This window comes from Porticoccus sp. (assembly GCF_041592135.1).
In the GTDB taxonomy this organism is placed as follows: Bacteria; Pseudomonadota; Gammaproteobacteria; order Pseudomonadales; family Porticoccaceae; genus Porticoccus.
This window is the reverse complement of record NZ_JBFHQR010000014.1, coordinates 22,750-32,368: the sequence shown is the minus strand read 5'-3', so window position 1 is coordinate 32,368 and position 9,619 is coordinate 22,750. Positions and strand designations below refer to the sequence as shown.

The 9,619-nt window shown below is 60.8% G+C and carries 10 protein-coding genes; 4 read left to right on the top strand and 6 right to left on the bottom strand.

What is annotated here, in order from left to right:
• The 6 genes from aroE to ABY948_RS02855 all read right to left on the bottom strand — a co-directional run.
• Positions 1-789, bottom strand: a 789-nt coding sequence (gene aroE / locus ABY948_RS02880; RefSeq protein ID WP_461481004.1) for a shikimate dehydrogenase, incomplete at its 3' end; no start/stop codon positions are given.
• Between the two features lie 13 nt (positions 790-802).
• Entirely contained in the window at positions 803-1,705 is a 903-nt protein-coding gene (hemF, locus tag ABY948_RS02875) for an oxygen-dependent coproporphyrinogen oxidase (RefSeq protein WP_461481003.1), read from the bottom strand.
• A gap of 112 nt (positions 1,706-1,817) precedes the next feature.
• The gene (locus ABY948_RS02870; RefSeq protein WP_461481002.1) at positions 1,818-2,390 is read right to left on the bottom strand and encodes an L-threonylcarbamoyladenylate synthase; all 573 of its coding nucleotides are present in this window, start codon (positions 2,388-2,390) and stop codon (positions 1,818-1,820) included.
• Between the two features lie 11 nt (positions 2,391-2,401).
• Positions 2,402-2,908, bottom strand: coding sequence for a 5-(carboxyamino)imidazole ribonucleotide mutase (purE, locus tag ABY948_RS02865; RefSeq protein WP_461481001.1), 507 nt, complete (start codon positions 2,906-2,908; stop codon positions 2,402-2,404).
• 125 nt (positions 2,909-3,033) lie between these two features.
• Positions 3,034-4,137: a DNA-processing protein DprA gene (dprA, locus tag ABY948_RS02860; protein ID WP_461481000.1), complete on the bottom strand. Its 1,104-nt coding sequence runs from the start codon at positions 4,135-4,137 to the stop codon at positions 3,034-3,036.
• Between the two features lie 89 nt (positions 4,138-4,226).
• Positions 4,227-5,243, bottom strand: a complete 1,017-nt coding sequence (locus ABY948_RS02855; protein WP_461480999.1) for a LysM peptidoglycan-binding domain-containing protein — start codon at positions 5,241-5,243, stop codon at positions 4,227-4,229.
• Positions 5,244-5,378: 135 nt separating this feature from the next.
• Between ABY948_RS02855 and def the strand changes: the two genes are divergently transcribed.
• The 4 genes from def (at position 5,379) to trkA (ending at position 9,604) form a co-directional block, all read left to right on the top strand.
• Positions 5,379-5,885, top strand: coding sequence for a peptide deformylase (gene def / locus ABY948_RS02850; protein WP_461480998.1), 507 nt, complete (start codon positions 5,379-5,381; stop codon positions 5,883-5,885).
• A gap of 22 nt (positions 5,886-5,907) precedes the next feature.
• Complete coding sequence (fmt, locus tag ABY948_RS02845) at positions 5,908-6,858, top strand: methionyl-tRNA formyltransferase (RefSeq protein ID WP_461481006.1); 951 nt, start codon at positions 5,908-5,910, stop codon at positions 6,856-6,858.
• On the top strand, positions 6,855-8,159 hold the full coding sequence (rsmB, locus tag ABY948_RS02840) for a 16S rRNA (cytosine(967)-C(5))-methyltransferase RsmB (protein WP_461480997.1): 1,305 nt from the start codon (positions 6,855-6,857) through the stop codon (positions 8,157-8,159). Before fmt ends, rsmB begins: the two co-directional genes overlap by 4 nt.
• Before the next feature lie 62 nt (positions 8,160-8,221).
• Positions 8,222-9,604, top strand: coding sequence for a Trk system potassium transporter TrkA (gene trkA, locus ABY948_RS02835; RefSeq protein ID WP_461480996.1), 1,383 nt, complete (start codon positions 8,222-8,224; stop codon positions 9,602-9,604).
• The last annotated feature ends 15 nt before the right edge of the window (positions 9,605-9,619 follow it).

Genomic DNA, 9,619 nt, shown 5'->3' with positions numbered 1-9,619 from the left:
GCGTGTTTCAGGCCACACGCCGTGCCAGATGTAGAACGACTCCGCCGCCTGTTCCACCAGCATCCCCAGCCCATCCGACACGGCCCGCGCGCCGTGCTGCTGTGCCCAGGTCATGAAGGGCGTCGGAGCCGCGCCGTACATCATGTCGTAGCAGCGGCCATCACCGCTCAGCAAGCCGTGGGGTAGGGGGGGCAACTCCCCGGCCAGGCTGGCGCTGGTGCCATTGATCACCAAGTCAAACTGCTGTCCCGCCAACATGTCGAAACCGCAGCCGAGCAGGTAGCCCATTTCGGCAAAACCTTTGGCGAGCTGCAGGGCTTTGTCGATGGTGCGGTTGGCGATCACCACATGCTGGGGCAGTTGCTCCAGCAGCGGCTCCAGCACACCGCGCACGGCACCACCGGCGCCCAGTACCAGCACCTTTTTGCTGCGAATCGTCCAACCGAGGTTGTGCAGAAGATCCCGCACCATGCCGACGCCGTCGGTGTTGTCCCCCAAAATAGTGCCATCGTCCTGCAGTGCCAGGGTATTGACGGCCCCGGCATGGCGAGCCCGCGATGTCAGTCGGGCAGCGTAACTGTAGGCATCCTGCTTGAATGGCACCGTGATATTGAGGCCCCTGCCACCGGCGGCAAAGAAGGCATCGGCAGCGGCAGCGAACTGATCCAGCGCTATCCGCTGGCTGGTGTAAGTCAGGTCCTGTCCGGTCTGGGCCGCAAAGGCGGCGTGAATGGCCGGGGATTTACTGTGCGCTACCGGGTTGCCAAAAACGGCATATTGATCAGTCATGCAATGTCTTCCCTCAGATCCACTCGCGGGGTTGCAGGTAAACGTCGTACAGCTGCGCTTCCGCACTGCCTGGTTCGGGCTGCCAGTTGTACTCCCAGCGCACCAGCGGCGGCAGCGACATCAGGATGGACTCGGTGCGCCCGCCGGTCTGCAGACCGAACAGCGTGCCGCGATCATAGACTAGGTTGAACTCCACATAGCGGCCGCGGCGATAGAGCTGGAATTGCCGCTCCCGCTCACCCCAGGGCATGGCCTTGCGGCGCTGCACGATCGGCTGGTAGGCCTCCAGGTAGCTGTCGCCCACGGCGCGCATCAAGGCAAAGCTCTGTGCAAATCCCGGCTGGTTGTAATCATCAAAAAACAGTCCACCCACACCGCGGGGCTCGTTGCGATGCTTGAGAAAAAAGTAGTCGTCACAGCATTGCTTAAAGCGCGGATAAATATCCTCACCAAAGGGCTCACAGGCCGCCTTGGCCGTCTGGTGCCAGTGGCGGCAATCCGCCTTATGACCGTAGTAGGGGGTCAGGTCATAGCCCCCACCAAACCACCAGACCGGCGCCTCGCCCGCCTTTTCGGCAATAAAAAAACGCACATTGGCGTGGGAGGTGGGCACATGGGGATTTTCCGGGTGCATTACCAGGGAGACACCCATGGCTTCAAACGAGCGGCCGGCCAACTCGGGGCGGGCGGCCGTGGCCGAGGGCGGCAGCTGGGTGCCGTGAACATGGGAAAAGTTGACGCCACCTTTTTCAAATACCGCCCCGCCGGTGATGACCCGGCTGCGACCGCCACCCCCCTCCTCGCGGATCCAGCTGTCTTCCGCAAAGGTGCTGCCGCCATCCTCGGCCTGCAGCCCGGCACAGATGCGATCCTGCAGGTCCAGCAGATAGTTTTTAACGGCGATTTTATCGGTCATGTGAAGTCACCTGACGAAGTGCTATGAGAGAGCGCTATGGGAGAGTGTGATTACCGGTACGCAAGTTTGCGGCGACAGCGGCACATTGACAACCGGTTCGACAAAAATGCACTCAACCGGAACGAACCAGTTCGCCGCTAACGAGATGTTTGATTGGCGTGGGCTTTGGCAGGCCGCCCAGCGAACCCGGCACCACCACATCAATCAAACCGTGAAAATACAGTTCAACCTTGAGCCTTGAGCCGGCCGGTGGGCGACCGTGGGGGTTGGCCGAGGTGGAGACCAGCGGGCCGCCGAAGGCTCGGCACAACGCCGCTGCCACGGGATGATCCGTCACCCGCAGCGCCAGGGTATCCCGGCCGCCACTGACCCAGCAGGGGGCGCGGCCGTTGTTGGGCACCAGCCAGGTTTGCGGCCCCGGCCAGCTGTCTTGCAGCTGCCGACGGTGCACTGGTGGCAAACCCGCCAGAAACGGTTCGAACTGCTCCATGGATGCGGCGATCATGATCAACCCCATCTCGCGGCGGCGCCGCTTCAACGCCAGCAGCCGGCTCACCGCCTGCTGGTTAAAGGGATCGCAACCCAAGCCCCAGACCGCTTCGGTGGGGTAGGCGATCACACCGCCACGGCACAGGACAGAGACCGCCCGGGCAATGTGCAGCGATGGCAGGTGAGGCTGGTTCATGTGGTTGCAGGTTAGCCGTTATTCAGCTTGTCCTGTAACGCCGCATCCTTGTCGAGGATGGCCTGGGCATTGGCCTGGCGCTCCTCGATCAGCTTGCGGTGCAATTCGGTATCGCTGACGCCGATAATCTGTGCCGCCAGATAGGCGGCATTCTTGGCGCCGGCCTTGCCAATGGCGACGGTGGCCACGGGAATGCCGCCGGGCATCTGCACCGTGGAAAGCAGTGCATCCAGTCCATCCAGGGAGGAATTGATCGGCACCCCGATCACCGGCTTCAGGGTGTTGGCGGAAACGGCCCCCGCCAGGTGGGCGGCCATTCCCGCGGCGCAGATAAAGGCCGCGCAACCGCGCTGGTCCGCATCCTTCACATACTGATGGGTTGCTTCCGGTGTGCGGTGAGCGGAAAGCACCTTGACTTCAAAAGGTACGGCGAATTTTTTCAGAATCTCAAAGCTGGCTTCCATGACCGGCAGGTCGGAATCAGAACCCATGAGAATGGCCACAAAGGGTTTGCTCATTTTTACTCCCCCGCTAAAAAACGCCGCAGGCTACCGGAACGGCCCGGCTTTCGCAATAGCGACAGGGAATATAAGGGATTGGTTTTGTTACTAAAAATGATCTACCGGTCACTTTCAAGTTCGCACTACCCCGATCCGAGTCGCTGAAAACAACCATTGATGGAAACAACTTTTCCATCCAACTCTAATAGCATCAACATACGCGTCACATCCCTGGTCGGCAAGCCCGTTCTTGTCACCAGGGTATCCACATCCACCGGATCAAAGCCCATCGCACCGAGCAAGCGACCCTCTTCCGTCGCCGGCGCCGCCGCAACGGCAACAGGCTCCTCCGCCAGATAGGCCAACATCCCCCCCAGTTGCTCAACAATATCCGCTGCGGACTCCACCAGTGAGGCGCCCTGTTTCAGCAATTGGTGAACCCCCTTGCTCAAGGGGTTGTGGATGGATCCCGGTATGGCGAACACCTCGCGCCCCTGCTCCAGGGCATAGCGCGCCGTGATCAGCGAGCCGCTCTTGAGCGCCGCTTCCACCACCAGCACCCCCAGGCTGAGGCCGCTGATCAACCGGTTGCGGCGCGGAAAATGGGACGGCAGCGGCGCGGTACCCGGCAGGAATTCACTGACAATGGCGCCGCCATTCTCCAGTACGTTTTGATACAGCGGTCGGTGTTGGCGCGGATAGATCACATCGATCCCGGTACCCATCACGGCCAGGGTTTTGCCGGTCTGCAGGGCACCCCGGTGGGCGGCGCCATCGATACCCAACGCCAGTCCACTGGTCACCGCAAAGCCGCTCGCCGCCAGGGTGCGCCCAAAGCCTTCGGCATTCTGGAGGCCCTGGGGACTGGCGTGTCGACTGCCGACCACGGCCACCTGCGGCAGCGACAACACCGTCACATCACCGCTTACAAACAGCAGCGGCGGGGCGCCGACCACTTCCTTGAGCAGAGGCGGATAATCGCCATCCGCCTGGGTCAGGCAGTGAACCTGATGATCCCGACACCACTGCAACAGTTGATCGGTGCGACTTTCCAGCGCGTCCCGCTGGCGCTGCAACCCCTGCAGGGCTGCCAGGGTTTTGGGGGACAGACCCTCAGCGCGAGGCGGTAGCGGCTGGGCCAGCAGGGTATCCAGCGATTCGCACTTCGCCTGCAGTGCATTGATATCGGCGGGGCCAATGCCCCGGGCCAGTGACAGCAGGATCACCGCCCTGGATGCTTTATCCATGTCGTTCTCTCCCTGAACATTTGCCATCCTGGCCATATTCTATACAAAAAAAACGCCGACAAATGTCGGCGTTTTCGATCACCCGGCTATCAGGGGTTTTTAACCATATCGTTGACCGCCAGTGGCCGCTCGGCACTGAGCACCAGGCCATAGCTCATTTTCTCAAAGGTGCGGAAGACCATCACCAGTCCGGCGCGTTCGCTGGGGAGGGTGATTTTTTCCTTGGCGATACGGTCTTTGACGGTTTCACCGCGCTTGTAGATGGCCAGCATATTGCCGATCTTGAGGCCTTCCCGCTCGCCGCGGTTAATCGCGACAACATCCAGATGACCCACCTGGGTAATACCGCCCTCGACGGCCATGATCACCCCGTCTATTTCGCCCTCTGGCCTGCTGGGATAGAACATGGAATCCAGACTGCGCTCCTCGTAGGGCAGCAGCCGTTCACCGATGCGCACTTCCTCCACCACCCGGGTGGCCAGCAGGGTGGCGATATCGCCCTCGACTGTTTTGACCTTGGCGGAACCGACGTCCTGGGCGCGAATGCCCAGCATCTCCCCGGTCTCTGGGTCCACATAGGGAGCACCGATGCGGTAGAGGCCGTAGGCGGGGGTTTCATCAAAGGTACCGCGGGCATAGAAATTGTCATCGAGGCCCGTGAGGAGTCGCTTCTCATGGCCGGCCACCACATAGGGTGCCCCGTCGACCTCCTCCTGTGTCACCACCCGGTTGCGGGTCAGGAAGTTATTCACAATATCGAGCGGCAGTGTCGGAATGGCATCGGCGTGGGGCAGCACCTTCACACCGGGAGTCAATTTTACGTCGCGACCTCGCTGCAGCATCAGCCGGGGGCGACCATCAATGTACACCAGGGAAATGATGTCGCCGGGGTAAATCAGGTGGGGGTTGCGGATTTGCGGGTTGACGTACCAGATTTCCGGCCACAACCAGGGATCGCGGAGAAACAGATCGGAAATATCCCAGAGGGTGTCGCCTTTTTTGACTGTGTATTTGTCGGGCACATTGTCATTAAAGGGCGCGTCTGCAGCCATTGCTGCCATCGCAATAGCGCATGCGGCTATCACTCCCAACAATGTTTTTTTCATCTTCTGGCCGTCCTGTGTGCTATATCCCGATTGTGTGTATACTTCCCACCCGGCGGTATTCCGTGAAAATACCGTACCATTGGCCCTATGTTAGCAGTGGTTTGCGCCATATTGCTAGAAACCCGTCACAAACAAATGGCTTTACTCAACATACTCGAATTCCCCGATGCACGCCTGCGCACCGTGGCCAAGCCCGTTGCCGATGTCGATGACCAAATTCGCACCCTGGCGGACGACATGCTGGAAACGATGTACCACGCCCAGGGCATCGGTCTGGCTGCCACACAGGTAAATGTGCACCTGCGGCTGGTGGTGATGGATTTATCGGAGGCGGGCGATCAACCGATGGTCCTGATCAACCCCGAGATAGAGGTGCTGGACGATCAGACCTGCCCACACCAGGAGGGCTGCCTGTCGGTGCCGGGATTTTACGAGACCATCCAGCGCCCGGAGCATATTCGCCTCTCCGCTCGCGACCGCGATGGCAACCCGTTTGAGTTGCTGCCCGACGGCCTGCTCGCCGTCTGCATCCAGCACGAGATAGACCACCTCGACGGCAAGCTGTTCGTGGATTACCTGTCTCCCATCAAGCGACAGCGCATCCGCTCAAAACTCGAAAAACTCCACCGCCACCCTGACTAAGCCCCGCTGTCGGGCTGAGGATATTTTCTTGCGCGTCGTTTTTGCTGGCACCCCCGAATTTGCCGCCTGTCACCTCCAGGCCTTGCTGGACACCCCCACTGTGCAAGTGGTGGCGGTTTACACCCAGCCGGACCGGCCCGCTGGCCGCGGCAAAAAACTCACCGCCAGTGCCGTCAAGCAGTTGGCCGAACAACATCAGCTGCCCGTTCTGCAGCCCGCAAGCCTGAAGCCTGCCGAGCAACACCAGCTGCTGGCCAGCTATCGGGCCGACATTATGGTAGTGGTAGCCTACGGCCTGCTGCTGCCCAAACAGGTGCTGACCATTCCCAGGCTGGGATGCATCAATGTGCACGCGTCGCTGTTGCCGCGCTGGCGCGGCGCGGCACCCATCCAGCGGGCCATCGAGGCCGGCGATCGCGAAACCGGCGTCACCATCATGCAGATGGATGTGGGGCTGGACACCGGCGACATGCTGTTGAAAGCCCATTGCCCCATCACCGCTGAAGACACGGCGGCCAGCCTGCACGACAAACTGGCGAAGATAGGCCCCGCTGCGCTGTTAATGTGCCTGGAGGAACTCGCCCGCGGCACAGCGGTCGCGGAAAAACAGGATGATCAGCTGAGTCATTACGCCCCCAAAATTACCAAGGAGGAGGCCCTATTGGACTGGTCACAACCCGCCACCCAAATCGACCTTAAAATTCGCGCCCTCAACCCGTTTCCGGTCTGTTACACCACCCTGGCCGGAGAGCGCATCCGCATCTGGCGCGCCACGCCCCTGCCAGACACCGCCGCCAACTGCGTACCCGGCACGATCTGCCAGTCAGATCGCAGCGGCATACGCGTCCAGACCGGCTCGGGCCAACTGCTGATCAGCGAATTGCAATTGCCGGGCAAGAAACAGCTGGGCGCCGCCGATGTCCTCAATGCGCATTCAGCACTGTTTGCTCCCGGCACGGTACTCGGCTCATGAACGTCCGGGTCGCTGCCGCACACATCATTGCCTCCATCCTGCAGGGCGAGGGTTCCCTGAGCAGCCTGCTGCCGGTTTATCTGGGCAAGGTGGAAGAGCGTGACCGGGGTTTGCTGCAACAGCTCTGCTACGGCACCCTGCGCTTTTACCCTCGCCTCAGCTGCTACCTCGGTCTGCTGCTGGCCAAACCCTTCAAGGCAAAGGATCTGGATATCGAGGCGGTCCTCGCCTGTTCCCTGTACCAGTTGCTGGAAACCCGCGTCCCCCCCCACGCCGCCGTCAATGAGGCGGTGGCCGCCGCTATTGCCCTGAAAAAGAACTGGGCCAAAGGCCTGGTCAATGCGGTGTTGCGCCGTTTTCTCCGGGAGCAGGCTGCTCTCACTGAAAAGCTGAAAGGCAATGCCACCTTTAACAGCGCTCACCCGGCCTGGTTAATGCAACTGCTCGACGACGCCTGGCACGAGCAACTGGAGCAGGTACTCGAGGCCAACAACCAGCAAGCGCCGATGGTGCTGCGGGTGAACCGGCGCCACGGCAGCCGCGACGACTACCGCGCGCGACTCGAAGCGGCTGGTATCGCGGCCCATGCCACCCCGTTCAGCGACGACGGCCTGCTGCTGCAACAACCCTGCGACGTATCGGCATTGCCCGGCTTCGGCGAGGGCGATGTCAGTGTGCAGGACGAGGCCGCGCAACTGGCGGCACCGCTGCTCGATGTCGTCCCCGGCCAGCGCATACTGGATGCCTGCTGCGCCCCCGGCGGCAAAACCGGTCACCTGCTGGAATTGCTCGATGACAAAGGCGAAGTGGTGGCACTGGATCTGGCCCCGCAACGGCTGCAACGGGTGGAAGAGAACCTCGAACGACTCGGGCTACAGGCCGAACTGATTGCCGCCGACGCCCAGGATCCCGCCAGCTGGTGGGATGGTCGCCCCTTTGACCGGATACTGCTGGATGCCCCCTGTTCCGCCAGTGGTGTTATCCGCCGTCACCCGGACGTTAAATTACTGCGCACGCCGGCAGATATTGCTAAGCTGGCGGCGTTGCAGCGGGCACTGCTTCAGGCGCTCTGGCCACTGCTGGCCGACGGCGGGATGTTGCTGTACGCCACCTGCTCGGTTTTGCCCGACGAGAACGACCGGGTGATCAGCGCGTTTGTGCGCGCCACGCCCGGTGTGACCGTGGAAGCGGTGCCGACGGATGCGGGCATGGCGACCTCAATGGGACGGCAGTTGCTGCCGCAACTTCAGGGCCACGACGGCTTCTACTTTGCCCTGTTGAAAAAAATGGCTGCCGCTTAATCAATGATCTCCCTCTATTGCGGGTGTCAGGTGGTTTAATCAACTGAACAGAACGGTCTGCTATGAAAATCGTCATTACCGGTGCCGGACAAGTGGGCGGCACACTGGCAGAACACCTCGCCGGCGAAGCCAACGATATCTCTGTCATCGATCTCGATGAACGCCGCCTGCGCGAACTCCAGGATCGGCTCGATATCCGCACGGTGCAGGGCATGGCATCCCACCCCGATGTACTGATTCGCGCCGGTATTGAGGACGCGGACATGCTGGTGGCAGTCACCAACAGCGATGAAATCAATATGGCCGCCTGTCAGGTGGCCTACACCCTGTTTCGCACCCCCACCAAGATTGCCCGTATCCGCAACCGCGCCTACACCTCCGGCAACCTGGGGGAACGCCTGTTCAACGAAACCAATATCCCGGTGGACTTCCTGATTACCCCGGAACAGGTGGTTACCGACTACATCAATCGCTTGGTGGAACAACCCGGCGCCCTACAGGTACTGGACTTCGCCGGCGGCCTGGCCCAGCTGGTGGCGGTGCGCGCCATTAAAGGCGGCCCGCTGGTCGGTCGGGAGTTGCGCTTCCTGAAACAACATATGCCCAACGTGGACGCCCGGGTGGCCGCTATTTTTCGCCGCGACCGCCCAATCTTTCCCGAGGGCAATACCGTGATCGAGGAAGATGACGAAGTCTTCTTCATCGCCGCGAAAAAAAATATTCGCAAGGTCATGGGTGAACTGCGCCACCTGGAAAAACCCTATCACCGGCTGGTGATTGCCGGTGGTGGCAATATCGGCTACCGTCTCGCCAAGGCCCTGGAAGACCGCTACAACATCAAGATCATCGAACACGGCGTGGAGCGCTGCCAGTACATCTCCGAGCGTCTCAACAAGACCGTGGTGCTGAACGGTTCGGCCACCGACCAGGAGCTGCTGCTGGAGGAAAATATCGAAAAAACCGATGTATTCCTGGCCCTCACCAATGATGACGAAGTCAATATCATGGCCTCATTGCTGGCCAAGCGCCTCGGCGCCGCCAAGGTCATGACCCTGATCAACAACCCGGTCTATGCCGATCTGGTGCAGGGTGGTGAAATTGATATCGCCATTTCACCCCAGCAGGCCACCACCAGCACCCTCCTTGGCCACGTAAGACGTGGTGACACTGTAAGCGCTCACTCACTTCGCCGTGGCGCGGCGGAGGCCATGGAAATTATTGTTCACGGCGACAGCAAGACCTCCAAGGTGGTCAACCGCGCCATCGAGGAAATCAAGTCGCCCCCGGGGGTGACGCTGGCGGCACTGGTGCGCGATGGCGAGGTGCTTATCGCCCACCACGATACCGTTGTGGAGAACAATGACCACGCCATTGTGTTTGTGGTGGACAAACGCCGCACCCGGGAAGTGGAAAAACTGTTTTCCGTCGGCTTTACCTTCTTCTAGCGGCCACTGTCACAG

Bases quoted from the DNA above. Each gene is read 5' to 3' on its own strand.
- hemF (WP_461481003.1), bottom strand. From the start codon at position 1,705: ATGACCGATAAAATCGCCGTTAAAAACTATCTGCTGGACCTGCAGGAT.
- ABY948_RS02870 (WP_461481002.1), bottom strand. From the start codon at position 2,390: ATGAACCAGCCTCACCTGCCATCGCTGCACATTGCCCGGGCGGTCTCT.
- purE (WP_461481001.1), bottom strand. From the start codon at position 2,908: ATGAGCAAACCCTTTGTGGCCATTCTCATGGGTTCTGATTCCGACCTG.
- dprA (WP_461481000.1), bottom strand. From the start codon at position 4,137: ATGGATAAAGCATCCAGGGCGGTGATCCTGCTGTCACTGGCCCGGGGC.
- ABY948_RS02855 (WP_461480999.1), bottom strand. From the start codon at position 5,243: ATGAAAAAAACATTGTTGGGAGTGATAGCCGCATGCGCTATTGCGATG.
- def (WP_461480998.1), top strand. From the start codon at position 5,379: ATGGCTTTACTCAACATACTCGAATTCCCCGATGCACGCCTGCGCACC.
- rsmB (WP_461480997.1), top strand. From the start codon at position 6,855: ATGAACGTCCGGGTCGCTGCCGCACACATCATTGCCTCCATCCTGCAG.
- trkA (WP_461480996.1), top strand. From the start codon at position 8,222: ATGAAAATCGTCATTACCGGTGCCGGACAAGTGGGCGGCACACTGGCA.